Source organism: Mycetocola sp. BIGb0189, assembly GCF_024810155.1.
GTDB lineage: Bacteria > Actinomycetota > Actinomycetes > Actinomycetales > Microbacteriaceae > Mycetocola > Mycetocola lacteus.
In genome coordinates this window covers 126,663-142,775 of the sequence record NZ_JANUED010000005.1, presented here as the reverse complement: position 1 = coordinate 142,775, position 16,113 = coordinate 126,663, and the positions used below count along the sequence as shown (strand labels likewise).

Annotated in this window: 12 protein-coding genes; 4 read left to right on the top strand and 8 right to left on the bottom strand. The window is 67.1% G+C overall.

From position 1 onward, the window contains the following. Nucleotides 1-8: 8 nt before the first annotated feature. Complete coding sequence (locus M2390_RS09430) at nucleotides 9-548, top strand: MarR family winged helix-turn-helix transcriptional regulator (protein WP_259178231.1); 540 nt, start codon at nucleotides 9-11, stop codon at nucleotides 546-548. A 50-nt stretch (nucleotides 549-598) separates the two neighbouring features. On the opposite strand, the gene bcp is transcribed toward M2390_RS09430, so the two are convergent. From bcp to aroA, 3 genes are all read right to left on the bottom strand, one after another. After that, nucleotides 599-1,078, bottom strand: coding sequence for a thioredoxin-dependent thiol peroxidase (bcp, locus tag M2390_RS09425; RefSeq protein WP_259178229.1), 480 nt, complete (start codon nucleotides 1,076-1,078; stop codon nucleotides 599-601). A 103-nt stretch (nucleotides 1,079-1,181) separates the two neighbouring features. Then, complete coding sequence (gene rsgA / locus M2390_RS09420; RefSeq protein WP_121689194.1) at nucleotides 1,182-2,246, bottom strand: ribosome small subunit-dependent GTPase A; 1,065 nt, start codon at nucleotides 2,244-2,246, stop codon at nucleotides 1,182-1,184. Nucleotides 2,247-2,277: 31 nt separating this feature from the next. Continuing rightward, on the bottom strand, nucleotides 2,278-3,666 hold the full coding sequence (gene aroA, locus M2390_RS09415; RefSeq protein WP_259178227.1) for a 3-phosphoshikimate 1-carboxyvinyltransferase: 1,389 nt from the start codon (nucleotides 3,664-3,666) through the stop codon (nucleotides 2,278-2,280). A 136-nt stretch (nucleotides 3,667-3,802) separates the two neighbouring features. Here aroA and M2390_RS09410 point away from each other — a divergent pair, with 136 nt between their 5' ends. Beyond that, nucleotides 3,803-4,420, top strand: coding sequence for a sigma-70 family RNA polymerase sigma factor (locus tag M2390_RS09410; protein WP_051701974.1), 618 nt, complete (start codon nucleotides 3,803-3,805; stop codon nucleotides 4,418-4,420). Then, on the top strand, nucleotides 4,417-4,665 hold the full coding sequence (gene rsrA / locus M2390_RS09405; RefSeq protein WP_259178224.1) for a mycothiol system anti-sigma-R factor: 249 nt from the start codon (nucleotides 4,417-4,419) through the stop codon (nucleotides 4,663-4,665). Before M2390_RS09410 ends, rsrA begins: the two co-directional genes overlap by 4 nt. An 82-nt stretch (nucleotides 4,666-4,747) precedes the next feature. Here the strand turns inward: rsrA and M2390_RS09400 are convergent, their stop codons facing one another. The 5 genes from M2390_RS09400 to M2390_RS09380 all read right to left on the bottom strand — a co-directional run bounded on the left by M2390_RS09400 (nucleotide 4,748) and on the right by M2390_RS09380 (nucleotide 14,623). Beyond that, a complete protein-coding gene (locus tag M2390_RS09400) occupies nucleotides 4,748-6,472 on the bottom strand; it encodes a sodium:proton antiporter (protein ID WP_259178221.1) in 1,725 nt (574 codons plus the stop codon). Nucleotides 6,473-6,576: 104 nt separating this feature from the next. Continuing rightward, on the bottom strand, nucleotides 6,577-8,013 hold the full coding sequence (locus M2390_RS09395; RefSeq protein ID WP_259178217.1) for a mechanosensitive ion channel domain-containing protein: 1,437 nt from the start codon (nucleotides 8,011-8,013) through the stop codon (nucleotides 6,577-6,579). Beyond that, nucleotides 8,006-10,159: an adenylate/guanylate cyclase domain-containing protein gene (locus tag M2390_RS09390; protein ID WP_259178215.1), complete on the bottom strand. Its 2,154-nt coding sequence runs from the start codon at nucleotides 10,157-10,159 to the stop codon at nucleotides 8,006-8,008. Before M2390_RS09390 ends, M2390_RS09395 begins: the two co-directional genes overlap by 8 nt. Before the next feature lie 146 nt (nucleotides 10,160-10,305). Then, complete coding sequence (locus M2390_RS09385) at nucleotides 10,306-13,068, bottom strand: polynucleotide kinase-phosphatase (protein ID WP_259178213.1); 2,763 nt, start codon at nucleotides 13,066-13,068, stop codon at nucleotides 10,306-10,308. Between the two features lie 97 nt (nucleotides 13,069-13,165). Further along, on the bottom strand, nucleotides 13,166-14,623 hold the full coding sequence (locus tag M2390_RS09380) for a 3' terminal RNA ribose 2'-O-methyltransferase Hen1 (RefSeq protein ID WP_259178212.1): 1,458 nt from the start codon (nucleotides 14,621-14,623) through the stop codon (nucleotides 13,166-13,168). 158 nt (nucleotides 14,624-14,781) lie between these two features. Here M2390_RS09380 and M2390_RS09375 point away from each other — a divergent pair, with 158 nt between their 5' ends. Continuing rightward, entirely contained in the window at nucleotides 14,782-16,062 is a 1,281-nt protein-coding gene (locus M2390_RS09375) for an ROK family transcriptional regulator (RefSeq protein WP_259178210.1), read from the top strand. Nucleotides 16,063-16,113: the final 51 nt, after the last annotated feature.

Sequence of the window (16,113 nt, the reverse complement as noted above, 5' to 3'; positions counted from 1 at the left end):
CTAGGAGCATGACTTCCCCCGAGACCCCGGATCACGTCGACCGGATTCAGGCAGCCTGGGCCGCCGAGCGCCCGGACCTTGATGTCTCCCCGCTCGGCGTCATCGGCCGACTGCACCGCGTGGGCAGCTTCCTGATGGTGGACATCCTGGCCAATTACGCGCGCTTCGGCCTCGGCGAGGGCGACTTCGACGTGCTTGCCACGCTGCGTCGCGCCGGCACCCCCTTTGAGCGCTCGCCCTCAGACCTCGCCCACAACACCATGGTGACCACCGGCGCGATGACCAAGCGGGTGGACCGGTTGGAGCGTGCGGGCCTGATCACCCGGCGCACCGCCGAGGGCGATGCCCGCGGCCGGGTCATCGCGCTCACCTCCGCGGGCAAGGAGCTGATCGATGCGGCCTACACCGCGCACGTCGCCGAGGAGCAGCGCCTCCTGGCCGGACTGGATGCGCAGGATCGTGCGGATCTGGAGCGCATCCTGAGCGGCTGGCTGCGCCGAATCGAGGCCGAACGGACGCCGGATGCGGGCAGCACCGGGCCCGAATAACAAAAACCGGGCCGATCATTCAGATCGGCCCGGTTTTGTGTGTGCGGGTCCTAGGCGTCGATGCCGAGCTTCTTGCGCAGGCTGGCCACGTGGCCGGTGGCCTTGACGTTATACCAGGGCAGGGTCACCACACCGTTTTCATCCAGTACCACGGTCGAGCGGATGGTGCCCAGGATGATCTTGCCGTAGTTGTTCTTCTCACCGTAGGCGCCGTAGGCCTGGTGCGCCGCGAGGTTCTCATCGCTCAGCAGCGGGAACGGCAGGTGGTCGCGCTCCTGGAAGGTCTTGAGCTTGCCGGGGGCATCCTTGGAGATGCCGATGACCGTGTAACCGGCGGCCCCGAGCGAGGCGATGTTATCGCGGAAGTCGCAGGCCTGGGTGGTGCAGCCCGGGGTCATCGCGGCGGGGTAGAAGTACAGGATGACCTTTTTGCCGCGCAGATCGGCGAGGTGAACGGGCTGGCCGTCCTGGTCGAGCAGGGTGAAGTCGGGTGCGGTGTCGCCGAGTGCGAGTCGAGGATAATCGGTCATGCCATAAGCCTACCCAGCACGGCCGACGGATACGAGTGTGGGGTGTCGCAGACACGAATCGGGGCCGGGGAGTCTGTGCTCCCCGGCCCAGCCCGTGTGCGTCCTAGCTCTCGGGCTCGGCGCGCTTGGCGAAGGTTTTCAGTAGGCGCTGCAGCGAGTCCAGCCGGGCGGGACCCGCCTCACCCAGCTCGCCCGAGGCGGCGGCCGCGGCGATCGCGCAGTCGGGGGCATCCTCGAGGTGCGTGCATCCGCGCGGGCAGGTGTCGGCCACCTGGGCGAAGTCGCCGAAGGCCTTGAGGATGTTGTCGGTGTTGATGTGGCCGAGCCCGAAGGAGCGCACACCGGGGGTATCGATGACCCAGCCCGCACCCTCGGAATCGGAGATCCGGTAGGACACCGTGGAGGAGGAGGTGTGTCGACCGCGCCCGGTCACCGCGTTGACGTGCCCGGTGGCGCGCTGAGCGCTGGGAACCAGTGCGTTGACCAGGGTGGACTTGCCCACACCGGAGTGGCCCACAAACACGGTTGAGTGGCCGCGCAGGGCCGCATGAATCTCTTCCAGTGGCATCGAGTCGGTGCGGCTGGTGAAGACCGGGATGTCCAGGCCGACAAAGTTCGCCAGGAACTCCTCCGGGTCGGCCAGGTCGGTCTTGGTGACCACGAGCATCGGGGTGACCCCGGCATCGTAGGCGGCGATCAGGTAGCGATCCACCAGGCGGGCGCGCGGCTCGGGATTGGCGGCGGCCACCACGATCAGCATCTGATCGGCGTTGGCCACGATGATCCGCTCGACCTCGTCGGTGTCATCCGCCGAGCGGCGCAGCAGCGTGCTGCGCTCCTGGATCCGGACGATCCGGGCCAGGGTTCCGTCGTCACCCGAGAGGTCACCCACGAGGTCTACCCGGTCGCCGGCGACGATGCCCTGCTTGCGCAGCTCGGAGGCGCGCGAGGCGGTGATGGTGCGCTCATCGGCGCCGTTCTCATCCACCATGACCTGGTAGCGGCCGCGGTCTACCGCGACGATCCGCCCGGTCTGGGCGTCGCTGTGGCTCGGTCGCACCTTGGTGCGCGGACGTGTGCCCTTGCGATTGGGCCGGGTGCGGATCGAGGACTCATCGATGTAGTCGTCGTCCTCATCGGGCCCGGAAACCTCATCCCACCAGCTCATGCGCGTGCCTTGGTGGGTCGGCCGATGCGGATCATGCCTGGACCGCCCGGGTCGGGTCCACGGTTCCGGCGAGCATGCGCGCCCACATCTGCGGGAAGTCGGGCATGGTCTTGGCGGTGGCACCGATGTTCTCGATCTCCACACCCGGGGTCACCAGGCCGATGATCGCGCCGGCGGTGGACATCCGGTGATCCTCATAGCTCAGCCACTGGCCGCCGTGCAGCGGCTGCGGGGTGATCCGCAGGCCGTCCTCAAGCTCCTCAACCTGTCCGCCGAGACGTTCGATCTCGGTACGCAGGGCCGCCAGGCGGTCGGTCTCGTGGTGGCGAATGTGCCCGATGCCGGTGAGGGTGGTCGGGGTGGTGGCCAGCGCGGCCAGGGCGGCCAGCGGGGGAGCGAGCTCGCCGCCGGTGGTCAGGTCGATGTTGGCGCCCACGATGGTGTCGGGGCCGGTGACGGTCAGCACTCCGTCGGCATAGGTGACGGTGGCACCAAACTGCGGGAGCAGCTCGGCCAGGTGGGCGCCCACCTGGGTGGTCTCGGCTGGCCAGTTGGGGACCGAGACGGTGCCGCCGGTTGCGACCGCGGCCACCAGGAACGGGGCGGCGTTGGAGAGGTCGGGTTCGATCGTGACGTCCTGGGCGCGGATGGTCTGCGGGGCCACGATCCACTCGCCGGTTGCCGGTGAGGTAACCTCGACGCCGTGCTCGGCGAGCACCTTGATCGTCATGTCGATGTGCGGGATGCTCGGCAGGCGCTCGCCGGTGTGCACCACGTGCACACCCTCGGTGAATGCGGAACCGGCCAGCAGCAGGGCCGAGACAAACTGGCTGGAGCTGGAGGCGTCGATCTCGATCCGACCGCCGCGTACCTCGCCGGTGCCGTGCACGGTGAAGGGCAGGGTGCCGCGGGCGTCATCGTTGATGTCTACCCCGAGCGCGCGCAGCGCCTGGATCAGCGTGTTCATCGGGCGGCGACGCGCGGAGGCATCGGCGTCGATCGTGGTCGGGCCAAGTGCGAGCGCGGCCACCGGCGGCAGGAAGCGCATCACGGTGCCGGCCTGGCCGCAGTCCACGGTGGTCGAGCCCAGCAGCTCCTCGGCGGGCACAATTCTCAGGTCGTTGCCAAAGCCACCCTCGGTGGCCGGGGCCACCTCGGTGATGCTGACACCCAGGGCGCGCAGCGCCGCGACCATATTGTCGCTGTCCTGGGAGTGCAGGGGCGCACGCAGCAGGGTCGGGCCGTTTGCCAACGCGGCAATAATCAGCTCACGATTGGTGAGGGATTTGGACCCCGGCAGGGGCACCGTGGCGCGGATTGGCGCGGATGCGACCGGCGCGGGCCAGTCTCCGGGCTCGCCGCCGGGGCGGTTGACACCGTAAATATCGAACTCGGGCGCGGAATACTGTGACTCAAGCATTGTTTACCTAATCTAGCGGCACTTAGCGAGGAAAGGTGGACGGGTGGTAGTTCAGACCCCGGTGCGGGACCAGTTTGCGGAGGTAATTGGCGACCTTCCAGACCCCGGGACCGCACTCGACGTAGACTGGGTTGCGATGTCAGAAGACGAAGTATCCCAGAATCCCCCCGCGGGCGACGACCCCCGGGCGTTGTTCGAGGAACAGGCACTGCCCTTCCTTGACCAACTCTATGGTGCCGCGATGCGGATGACAAAGAATCCGCCGGACGCCCAGGACCTCGTGCAGGAAACCTTCGTGAAGGCCTATGCGGCGTTTGGCCAGTTCCGCCAGGGGACCAACCTCAAGGCGTGGCTATACCGGATTCTCACCAACACCTACATCAACCAGTACCGCAAGAAGCAGCGCGAGCCCTATCAGGGCACGATCGATGATCTTGAGGACTGGCAGCTCGGCGGTGCCGAGTCCACCACCGCGCGCGCCTCGCGTTCGGCCGAGGCCGAGGCCATCGACCGGATGCCCGACAGCGCGGTGAAAGAAGCGCTGCAGGCGATTCCCGAGGACTTCCGTCTCGCCGTCTACCTGGCGGACGTGGAGGGCTTTGCCTACCAGGAGATCGCCGACATCATGAAGACCCCGGTTGGGACCGTCATGAGCCGACTACACCGGGGGCGTCGCCTCCTCCGCGAGCTTCTCGCGGACTATGCAATCGAACGTGGGATTTCGATCCCCTCAGAGGCAAGGAGCGGTCAATGAGTGGAGACTGCGGCTGCGAAGCGGCCAAAACAAATTTGGAAGAGTATCTGCGTAACGAGGTCTGCAAGACCGACGCCGCGGACATCCGGGCGCACCTGGAAACCTGCCCGTCCTGCCAGGGAGAGGCGGATCTGTCCCGCACCCTGACCGAGGTTATCCAGCGTGCCTGCAAGGAATCGGCCCCGCAGGATCTGCGCGACCAGGTGCTCGAGCGCCTGCGCAGCATCCAGGCCTCGCACAGCTAGCGGCCCGGCACCCCACGCCAATAACAAAACGTCCGTCCCGTTGCCGGGGCGGACGTTTTGTTCTGTGCGGGAGGCGCGAAGCCTAGTGGCCCTGCTCCCCGGGGGAGAGCCGGATGTCCTCGTTGTCGAGCAGGTGCTGCACGGCCGCCAGGCGCGGGGAGCTGTAGTTTCCGGTCGAGCGGGCATCCAGCAGGGCGTTGCGCTGGGCATCGAGGATGACCCGGCGCAGGGCGCGGAACTCATCGCTGATGCTCATGCCGTTCTCGGCATCCTCCTGCTCCACCTTGGCGGTCCACTCGGCACGCACGGCCGCCTGCTTGCGGGTGCGTTCGAGCAGCTCGGGGGAGAACTTCTTGCCGTCGGGGCGGCGCAGCTCGGGGCTGGCCAGAGCGGCCTCGCTGGCCTGGTTGATCTCGGCCATCAACGACTGGAGTTCGCGCTGTTCGGCCTCGGCGGTGGGGCCGGAGACACCCAGCTTGCGGATCACCCAGGGCAGCGTTCCGCCCTGCAGCATCAGGGTGACAAATGCCACGGTGAAGGCGATCAGGACAAGCTCGGCCCGGTGTGGGGTATTGAGATCCAGCGACTGGGCGGCGGCCAGGGTGACCACGCCGCGCATCCCGGACCAGGCGATGACCGCGCCACCGCGCCAGCCCAGACCCTCGTTGGTGAGGAAGCTGATGTCGGCGCTACGCCGGGCGAGCAGGCGGCGGGCACGATCCTTGCGGGCATCATCCCAGCGTTCGCTGTCCACCTCCTCGATCTTTGATCTGACGCTCTCGATCCGTGGTTGCATCGCCGCCGCGCGGCGCTCCTCGGAGCGCAGGCCCCAGATCATCGGGGTCACAAACAGGAAGCGCAGGATGATCAGGGTCGCGGTGATGATCAGACCGATCGCGATCGTCCACCAGGTACCGGTGACCCCGGCTCGGGCGTCACCGAGCAGGCTGTTGAGCTGCATTCCCATGACCAGGAACACGCCGTTTTCCAGCAGGAACTGGACCGTACGCCAGTTCAACCGCTCGCTCACTCGGTCCTGAGCACGGAAGTAGCGGGCGCCTCGATGGCCGGTGATCAGACCCGCGACCACCACGGCCAGCACACCGGAGGCGTGGAATTCCTCGGCCGGAATATAGGCCACAAACGGGACCACAAACGACAGCGCGGTGTTGAGCACCGGATCGTTGATCTTGGACCGGATCCACACGGTGACGTAACCGGCGATCACACCGATCACTATGGCCAGGGCCGCCGCATAGAGGAAGTCGCCCAGCGCTCCCCAGATCGAGACGGCACCGGCGGTCGCGGCCACGGCCGTGCGCAGCAGCACCAGGGCCGATGCGTCGTTCACCAGGCTCTCGCCCTCGAGCAGGGTGACCAGGCGGGTGGGCAGACCCAGCCGCTTGGCGATCGAGGTGGCGGCCACCGCATCGGTCGGGCTCACCACGGCACCGAGGGCCACACCCAGGGCGAAACCGAGGTCGGGGATCAGCGCGTTCATGATCAGACCCACCAGCAGCGCGGTCACGATGACCTGTACGATGGAGAGCCAGCCGATCGGGCGCAGGTTGCGCCTGAAGTCCATCAGCGGGACGTTCACCGCCGAGGAGTACAGCAGCGGAGGCAGCACCACCACCAGGATGATCCACGGGTCGATGTGGAAGTCCGGTGGCAGCCAGGGCAGGAAGCTCATCCCCACGCCCACCACCACCAGGATCAGCGGTGCCGCCACTCCCAGCCGGTTTGCGAAGACGCTCACCAGCACGAGAATGAACACACCAACCACGAGCATGAGCGCAAATTCCATTTGGTTAGTTTACGCTTCGTGGGTAAACGAACGGTAGCGTTGCGACCGTCTGGGGCGTAACCCGGGCGCACGTGCAGCCGGACGTATGCCGGTTCGGGTACCCGCTAGGTGTCGCCCCGGCCGCCGCGCTGGGCCAGCGCCGCCGCCGCGCGACGGGCAACCGCGGCGGCCAACAGCTGGCGACGATTATCGCTGGCCTGGCCCAGTTCGATCGCGAGACGCGGGTGCTTGGCGATGAGTCCCTCAACCAGATCCCGCGGAACCGAGAGGGCCGTGACTACGCCAACCGCCCGGGCGGTGTCGGTCTCGGGCTGCTGGGTGTACACACCCATGCCCACCGATTCCGGGGCCGAGAGCGTGTGATACGGAATCGCAAACAGATCGTCTTCGGCGGCGAGTGAAACCTGACCCTCGATGATGAAATACAGGTTGGTGGAGGTTGTTCCGCGCCGGGTGATGGTCTCCCCGGTACCAAAACGTTCGAGCCGTCCACGCTGCTCGATCGCGGCGGTATCCTCCTCATCGCAGCGCAGCCGTTTGGCCACCCGTTCGGCGGCGGCGTAGGTGCGCTCGGGGGTTGTGGAGGCATCTCCGCGTTCGCCATCGAGGCTGAGCCCGGCTCGGCGGGCGGCGAACCAGAGCCAGTCCAACAGCACCGCGATCGTAGGTCCCTCATCGGCCGGGCGCACCACGGCGATCGATACCGCGAAGGATCCGGCCCCGGTCGGCACCACGTCGATGGGTGTGTCGGGGATGCGCAGCGGCAGATCCCGTCCGATCCCGCGCACCAGCCGGGCCACATCGCTCGGCGCATCGGTTTTGGCAAAGTGCAGCGTGGTGGTGGCCTCAAAATACTGCGAGACCCGAGAGAGGTTGGTGAAGGAGGATCCCGCCAGGCTTGCGGTGGGGATGATGTGGGTACCGTTGCCAGTATCGATGTGCACGGCCCGCCAGTTCACCTGCACGACCCGGCCGCGCACCGAACCGGCATCCAGCCAGTCCCCGAGTTTGAAGGGCTGTTCAAATAGCAGCAGCAGGCCCGAGACCACCGATCCGGCGGCGTTTTGCAGCGCCAGGCCGATCACGATCGAGGTTACCCCCAGGGCCGTGAACAGCCCGCCCACATCCGCGCCCCACACCCACTGGAACAGCAGAGCGAAGCACACACCGATGACCACCAGCTTCATGATGTCGATGAAGATCGAGGGCAGACGCTGACGCCAGCTACCGGTTTCGGCGGTCGCGAAGAGGGCGAAGTTGAGCATGTTGATGACCACGAGGATCAGCACAAAGCCCAGTACCGTGGCCACGATCCGGGACCAGTTGACCTCGAGCGCGAGGTTATCAATCTGCGAGATCAGGATCAGTAGCGCGCCCAGGGGCAATACAAAGTTGCGAATCAGGCGCAGGATCCCCGCGGCCCGGCTCTCTCGCCGCTCCAGGATCCGCAGCAGCTCGGTGAAGACGATCAGCAGCACCGGCAGGCCGATGGTGACGATCAGCACCGGCACAAACCAGGCCTGCCGCCACGGCTCAAACACCGCTGGCCGCCATATCGAGCTTCCACACCTGCTGGCTGCCGGCCGTGGTTTCCACCGTGCCCATCGGGGTCACCGGGAACATGTCGCCGAGGCGGTCCACCACCCGCTGGGAAATCAGGATCCCCGGATCCCCGGTGGTGTCCTGGAGCCGGTAGGCGAGGTTCACGGCCTCACCCCACATGTCGTAGACGATCGAGGTGCGTCCGATCAGACCGCTGGTGACGCTGCCGCTGTCCACCCCCGCACGCAACGCGAGGTTGGTTCCCCACTGCGAGGACAGGCGCGAGACCAGGAGCTCCGCCGCATGGGCGAACTCGATGACCCGGCGTGCGCTATCCACCCGCGGGACGTTCAGTCCGCAGCTGGCCAGGTAGCCCTGCTTGGTGGTGCGCACCCGCTCGACCCCAAACTGCTCGGCCAGGTCGTCCATCCCGGTCAGGATCTCGTTCAGGGCCGCCAGGGACTGGCCCGAGTTCATCCCGGTTGCATAGGCGTCGAAGCCGATGAAGTCGGCGTACACCACGGTCACATCGGTGTGGTCTTCGGCGATCGCCTCGTCGCCCTGTCGATAGCGTTCGGCCACCGCCTCGGGCATCAGCGAGAGCAGTAGACGGTCGCGTTCGGCCCGCTCGGCATCCAGCAGGTCCGCCTTGGTTTGGAGGCTGCGCGAGAGTTCGTTGAACGCGCTGCCCACCTCGGCAAACTCGTCCCGGGTACCGGTGTCCACGGTCACGTCGCGCTCGCCGGAGGAGACCCGGCGCACCCCGCCCAGCAGCTTATTCAACGGGCGGATGAAGACCCGGGCGAGCAGCAGTGCGATGACCGCGACGATCAGCACCAGGGCCCCGGCGGAGAGCATCACGATGCGGGTAAACACCTCGACCGGGGCGAACGCCTCGGACTCGTCGATGCTAGCCACCACCACCCAGCGCGGTCCGTTATCGATGCGCAGCGGGGCATAGGAGCTGAGCTTCTTGATGCCCAGGTAGCCGGTGGCGAGGCTCGTGCCCTCCTGACCCTTGAGGGCGCGCTCGACCGGGGTCGTGTTGATTTCCTGAAGCAACACCGTGCCCTTGACCTCGACGATGCGCTTGGCGGTGGCCGGCGGCAAACCGTTGCTGATCGCCGCCTTCTCGTAGGTGTCGGGGTGTTCCACCAGCGCGCGCGAGACGCTGCGCATCAGGTGGTCCTCACCCACCAGGTACACCTCCCCGGACTTACCCAGCCCCTGGGGCTCCCAGGATTCCTTTCCCGTCAGCGTGTCATTGAGCTGCTGGATGGGAACCTGGGCCGCCAGCACTCCGGTGATCCCGCCCTCGCGGGTGCCCACCGGGGAAACAATCCAGGCGGTGGGCACATCCAGGGAGGGGATATAGCGTTCAAAATCGGTGGTGACCACCGTGTTCACCGAGTCGCTGCGCAGAACCTGGGACACCGCCTTGGAGAGCGCCGACTGGTTTTCGGGGGTGTCAAAGAGGTTGAGGCCCAGGTCCACGCCCTTATAGGCGGTGTAGACGATCTGACCCTCGGGGTTGATCAGGACCATGTCCTCGTAGCCGAGATTGTCGATCAGGTCCCGGAAGTAGGGGTGATACTGGGCGTGGGCGGCAGACCAGGCACTCCCGTCCCCGGCATCGTTGATGGTGAGCGTTTTGTCGTAGTTATCTGTGCCCGACGTGTAGTGGGACTGCAGGTAGATTCCCGCGTTGTTATTGGGCAGGAGGCCGAGGGCGTCATACTGCTGTCCGCTGCGCTCGTCCAGCTGGGGGACGAAGGAGGTCCGGTAGAAGTCCAACACCTTTTCCCGGTCGGCGGGGTAGGGGCCCGCCTGGTCCAGCTCGGAAAACGCCTGGTTGAAGGCGACCGAGGCCTGGGCGGTATCGCTGGTGATTGAGTTCAACCGCACGGTGGTTTGGATCGTCTGGATCGCGTTTTCCACCTCGTTGGCGCGCAGCTCACGAATCGTGGTGAGCTGTTTAAATGCCGCCGCGTTGAGGGAGTCTCGGCCGTTGGCATAACCGATGATTCCGGTCACGATGATCGAGATCAGGCTCACCGCCAACAGCATGATCAGCAGCTTGGACTGGATCCCCAGCCCGCCCGTCGGGCGCCTAAATACTTTCCGGACGGTCCTCGGCTCGGTCATGGCGCTCCTCTGAAAAATCTGCGGTAGCGATTTCGACAGAAACCGCCGGGGCGGTGTTTCGGATGCTCTGTCTACCGTTATATCCGCCCGAGGAGGCCGGTGTATAGATCCCTTAAACGGGGGGTTTTATTCCGAGAGTAGGGCGATTAGAGACGCGGATCCACGGGCTCGGATTCCAACGCAAGGATGCCAAAAACCGCCTCGTGTACCCGCCACAGCGGCTCGCCCTGGACAAACCTGGTGAGCGCCTCGATGCCCAGCGCGTGCTCGCGCAGCGCGAGGGAGCGTTTGTGGCCCAGGTGGCGGTCGCGCAGCCGGGAAAGCTGGCCCGGATCGGTGTAGTCGGGACCGTAGATCAGGCGCAGGTACTCGCGTCCGCGTACCTTGAGTCCGGGCTGAACGAGTCCGTGCTTATCGAAGCTGGTACCCGCAAACGGCTTCACCACCATGCCCTCCCCGCCCGCCGCGGTTAGCTCCAGCCACCAGGTGGTGGCGGCGGAAACCTCGTCGGGGTCGGCCGCGTTGATGCGCAGCCGCCGGGTGGTGCGGAACGTTGCCGGGTCGGCGGCGATCAGGGCGTCGGCGATGTCCAGATGCCAACCGTGGTCGCGCTCGTGGTGCACGGCTCCGCGGGAGGCGAGCAGCTGGAACGGGGCAAATTCCACCCCATCCAGACCCTCCACCGGCCAGACATAACGACGGTAGGCAGCGGCGAAGTCCTCGATGTGACCGAGCCGGGACGCGGTCCGCTCGGCCTCCGGCTCGACCTCGACCCCGCGGGCGAGGGCGCGGGCAAGGTCGGCCCCGGCGGCGCCGAGGCTCGCCCGGCCCGCGGCGGCGGTGGCCGCGTAGGTGCCGCGCAGAAGGTCCTCGGCCTTGAGCGACCAGGGCAGCAGCTCGCCATCCAGCAGCAGCCAGTCGGTGTCGAGGGTGTCCCAGAGACCGGCGGTGTCGGCGGCGGCGCGAACCCGACCCAGCAGCTCCTCGGTGGTGGCCGAATCGAAGAAGGCGCGGCCGGTGCGGGTAAAGACCGCGCCGGTGGTGTCCGCGGACGTCCCCAGTACCCGGGCGGCCGCATCCGCGTCCCGGCACACCAGCACGTGGGCGCGGGAGCCCATGTGCTTCTCCTCGGCGATGAGGTCGGTGATCCCGGCGGCCCGATATCCGGCAAATGCCTCGGTGGGATACTCCAGGTAGCCCTCCTCCCGGCTGGTCTCCACGGGGGCCATGGTCGCGGGCAGGGTGGGCAGCAGGTTTGGGGAGAGCGCGAAGCGGCTCATCACCTCCAGGGCGCCGGCGGCGTTCTCCGAGCGGATCGCGACCCGGCCGTGCAGCCCGGTTTCGATCGAGCGGCGACCCAGGACGTCGTCGAGGCGCAGCTCATCGGCGGCGCGCTCGCGGGGAGGACGGGCGGCCCGGGCCCGACCGAGGAGTGAAGTGTTCCCCGGAGCGGACCGATCCGTGGTGCCTGCCTCGGGGCGTGCAGGGGCCGTGGCATCGGGGTGGCCGGCGGCCGTATGTTCGGCCCGCGCGGGTGCCGTGCCGTCGGCGCGTGTGGGTTCGGATCCCGTGGCCGGTCCCTGCCCCGCGGGCACCGGCACGTCCTCGGGATCGCCCAGCGGACGCCGCGATTCGGCGTAGGTGCGTTCGGCCGGCACCTGGACGATCTCCCGCTCGGGATAGCGCAGCGCGCTCAGGGCGTTACCGAAGGCGCAGCCGGTGTCCAGGCACAGCGTGTTGTTGACCCAGCGCGGGGTGAGCATCGGGGTGTGGCCGTAGAGCACCACGGCGGATCCGCGGTAGTCACGCTGCCAGGGCAGACGGATCGGCAGGCCGTACTCATCCACCTCCCCGGTGGTGTCCCCGTACAGCGCGAAGCTGCGCACCCGGCCCGAGCTGCGCCCGTGATAGGCCTCCTTGAGCCCCGCGTGGGCGACCACCAGGTTGCCGTCATCCAGCACCAGGTGCGAGACCAGTGAGTACAGCCAGGCGCGCAAAGCGTCGGTGAACTCCTTCGGTTCGGCGGCGAGTTGGGCCAGGGTGTCGCCCAGCCCGTGTGACAGGTTGACCTTCTTGCCGCCCAGCGCATTGATCAGCGCCTGCTCGTGGTTTCCGGGCACCACCAGCGCATGGCCGGCGGCGTGCATGCCCATCGCCAGGCGCAGCACGCCCACCGAATCGGGGCCGCGATCCACCAGGTCGCCCAGCAGGATTACCCGGCGTCCCTGGGGATGCTCGGCATCGATGGGGCGACCGGCATCATCTCGGGTGAGGGTATAGCCCAGGGTGGTGAGCAGGGTTTCCAGCTCGCTCAGGCAGCCGTGCACGTCACCAATTGCGTCGAAGGGTCCGTGCTGGTCGGTCAGATCGGTGCGCAGCTTCTCGCGCACAATGACCGCGGCATCCGCTTCCTCGGGGGAGGAGAGCACGTGAACACCACGCAGACCCTCACGGCCCATCGACTTACGGGAGCGGCGGAGGGCATCGCGCTGTCGGGTGATGACCGCGTCGGAGTTTTGGCGGTCGGGGCGAAGGCGATTGCGCTCGCGGCAGACCTGCTCGGGCATGTCCAGGACGATCGCGACCGGGAGCACGTCGTGGGCGCGGGCCAGGTTGATCAGCGAGGCGCGCGAGCCCGGCTGCACGTTGGTGGCATCCACCACGGTGAGCCGGCCGGCGGCCAGGCGCTTGCCCACGATGTACTCGAGTACGTCGAAGGCGTCCTTGCTGGCCGACTGATCGTTTTCGTCCCCGGCGACCAGGCCGCGACAGAAGTCGCTGGACACCACCTCGAACGGGGCAAACTTCTCCCGCCCGAACGTGGATTTTCCCGAGCCGGAGGCACCGATCAGCAGGACCAGTGACACCTCGGGGATTCGCACCTCGATCGGTGTGATGGACTCGCTCATGCGGATACTCCTCGGCAGACGGTGGGGAGAGGGCTAATGGTGCTCATGCGGCGCCTACCCGGGTGATGGTTGCGGGGCAGAGTCGCCGGGAGGGCGCTCATGGGGTGCCGATCCGGGTGAAGGTTGCGAGCTGGGTCGGGGCACCCGTGGCGGGATCCTCGGGGCCCAGACCCGAATAGCTGACCCGATAACCGTGCTCGGCGGCCACCCGCTCGGCCCAGTCGGCAAACTCGGCGCGGGTCCACTCGAAGCGGTGATCGGTGTGCCGGAAGGACCCGGTGGCCAGTCCCGGATAGTGCACGTTGTACTCGGCATTCGGGGTACTCACCAGCACATGGGCGGGCCGGGCATGGGTAAAGACGGCCAGTTCGAGCCGCGGCAGGCGTTCCGCATCCAGGTGTTCGATGACCTCCATCAGCACCATCGCGTCGGCCCCGGCCAGGCGGTCATCCCGGTAGGTGAGTGAGGACTGGACGAGTTCCAGCCTGGCCCGCTGCGTCTCGGGCATCCGGTCCAGGCCCAGCGCACGCTCCGCCTGGGCGAGCACGCTCGGGGACACGTCGGCGCCGATCACGCGGGTGAAACGGGCATCACGCAGCAGGACGTTTAGCAGTGCCCCCTGCCCGCAGCCCATGTCGACCACCGTGGAAACCGGCAGCTCGCGCAGCCGGGCCAAGATGCCGTCGCGACGCTCGCGGGCGAGGGAGATGCGCGGGGTGGCGCTCGCCGTGGGACCGGTCATGTGAGCCGCGGAACCGGTCGCGCCCGGCGCGGAACCAGTGGCCGGCGTGGTCTGTGCACCCGGTGTGCCTTGAGCGTCCGGTGCATCCGTCACCCCGTCCAGGGCCGCGATCGCCTCGTCCACATACTCACCCTGATGGATGAGTGCGCGGCGCAGAATGAGCTCGCGCCGGGGATGGCTCGCGAGCCAGTCGCCACCGTGACGCAGTAGCGTCTGGGTTTCACTCTGATCCACCCAGTAGTGCTTGGCTCCGTCGAGCACCGGCAACAGCACATAGAACTGACTGAGGGCGCGGGCCAGCACGATGTCCTGTTCCAGGACAACCCGGCGCACGGCGGCCTCGCCCCAGGCGGGAATCTCGGGATCCAGCGGAATCTGGGTCTCACTCACCCGCCATCCCAGCGGCTCAAACAGTTCGCGAATCAGCGAGTCTCCGGGCAGCGCGGGAATCTCGAAGCGGAGCGGAAGCGGGAGGTCCACGATGTCCGCACGCGCCGTGGAGTTCCCGGCAAACGCGGTGGAGAAGCTCTGCCGCAGCGCAACCGCGAGCAGCGAGTTGGCGGCGTAGGGACGATCGTTCACGTACTGGCCGAGGGTAAATGAATCCCGCGCGGCCCCCTGCCCGCGCACCAGCGCAATCGGGTCGACCTCAAGTAGCAGCCCCACGGTGGCGCGATCGGGCTCGAAGACCGGGGTAAACACGGTGGCAGTGCTGCCGTTCTTTTCGCGCCGATGCACCCGATCGGGGTGCTTGTGCAGGAGGTGGTTCAGCCCCGAGGCGTGGGCGCCGGTGAGGGTGATCGACAGGTACATGCGGCCATTCTTACACGCGGTGTGCGGGGCACGGGGATGCCCGCCGAAAATGTCATATTTCGACCTTCGGGGCGATATTACCGCGAGTTTCGAAGAACCTTTCTCCAATCACGGACTAAGTGCGGTAATGTGCGAGAACCCACGCTTTAGGAGGCCCCGTGACCGCGAATCCCGTCCCCACCGCATCGGTTGAACCGCGCCAGGCGGTGCCCGCGGAACCGGTGGTGCCGGGGGTGCCTGGGCGTCGCGGGGGTGGGAAGGTCGCCGCCGCGCAGAATGCCGGAGCGAGCGCCGGGTCGCTGTTCCACCTGATCCGCACGGGCCAGGCCTCCTCCCGCGCCGAACTCGCGCGCCTGTCCGGTGTCTCGGCCTCCACCGTCGCCATGCGCGTGGAGGAGCTGATCGCCGCCGGCTACCTGGAGGAAACCGGAAAGGGCGAATCCACCGGTGGACGCAAGCCCCGCTCGCTTTCCCTCAAGGTGGGCAATCAGGTGGTTGTCGGCATCGACCTGGGGGAACATCATGCGTCCCTCGGGGTCATGGATCGTCGTGCCCGATTGATCGCCCAGTCCCTGGAAACCGTCTCGCTGATCGACGGTCCCGAGGCCGTGGTGCGCCAGCTGGTTGAGCGCAGCCGTGCCCTCGTGGCCGAGGCCGGGGAGGGCCTGGAACTCGCCGGTATCGCGATGGGGCTGCCGGGTCCGGTGGACTCACGCACGGGCAAGCTGGTGGCACCCTCGCGGATGCCCGGCTGGAACGGGGTCGCCGTGCGCGAGCTGCTGGAGTCCTACTCGGGACTGCCCGCCCGGGTGGACAATGACGCCAACATCATGGCGCTGGGGGAGTACGTCTACCGCGGCCAGAACATTGACAACCTGGTGTTTGTCAAAGCCGGAACCGGCATCGGTTGCGGCGTGATCGCCTCGGGCGCCCTGCACCGTGGGTTCCGCGGGATCGCCGGGGATATCAGCCACGTCTCGCTGAGTGATGCCGAACCGATTCCGTGCTCCTGCGGACGCCTCGGCTGCCTCGACGTGATCGCCAGCGGATCGGCGATCCTCGATTCGCTGCGCGAGGAGGGGGTTGAGGTTGAGTCGATGAACGAGCTGATCGCGATCGCCAGCGACGCCCACCCCCTGGCCACCCGCTACCTGCGTGATGCCGGACGACGCACCGGCGAGGTGCTGGCGACGATTGTCAACTTCTTCAATCCCGAGGCCCTGGTGCTCGGCGGCAAGCTCTCCCAGTCCGAGGCGTTTGTGGCCGGGGTGCGTCAGGCGATCTACACGCAGTGTCTGCCGATGGCCACGGACTTCCTCGATGTCTCGGTGAGTGAAATTGGCTGGACCGGCGGAGTGCAGGGGATCGGGTGGGCCCTGCTGGAGGAGATTGTTGACCCCGCACGGATCGATGCCGAATTGCGTACCAGCGGTAGTTAATTCGAATTCGTAGAAACTTAGTTCGGAATTTACGAAATATATTACGTGCTT

Excerpts from the sequence above, each read along its gene's own strand:
- M2390_RS09410 (WP_051701974.1), top strand. The coding sequence starts at position 3,803 with ATGTCAGAAGACGAAGTATCCCAGAATCCCCCCGCGGGCGACGACCCC.
- M2390_RS09400 (WP_259178221.1), bottom strand. The coding sequence starts at position 6,472 with ATGGAATTTGCGCTCATGCTCGTGGTTGGTGTGTTCATTCTCGTGCTG.
- M2390_RS09390 (WP_259178215.1), bottom strand. The coding sequence starts at position 10,159 with ATGACCGAGCCGAGGACCGTCCGGAAAGTATTTAGGCGCCCGACGGGC.
- bcp (WP_259178229.1), bottom strand. The coding sequence starts at position 1,078 with ATGACCGATTATCCTCGACTCGCACTCGGCGACACCGCACCCGACTTC.
- aroA (WP_259178227.1), bottom strand. The coding sequence starts at position 3,666 with ATGCTTGAGTCACAGTATTCCGCGCCCGAGTTCGATATTTACGGTGTC.
- M2390_RS09380 (WP_259178212.1), bottom strand. The coding sequence starts at position 14,623 with ATGTACCTGTCGATCACCCTCACCGGCGCCCACGCCTCGGGGCTGAAC.
- rsrA (WP_259178224.1), top strand. The coding sequence starts at position 4,417 with ATGAGTGGAGACTGCGGCTGCGAAGCGGCCAAAACAAATTTGGAAGAG.
- rsgA (WP_121689194.1), bottom strand. The coding sequence starts at position 2,246 with ATGAGCTGGTGGGATGAGGTTTCCGGGCCCGATGAGGACGACGACTAC.
- M2390_RS09430 (WP_259178231.1), top strand. The coding sequence starts at position 9 with ATGACTTCCCCCGAGACCCCGGATCACGTCGACCGGATTCAGGCAGCC.
- M2390_RS09385 (WP_259178213.1), bottom strand. The coding sequence starts at position 13,068 with ATGAGCGAGTCCATCACACCGATCGAGGTGCGAATCCCCGAGGTGTCA.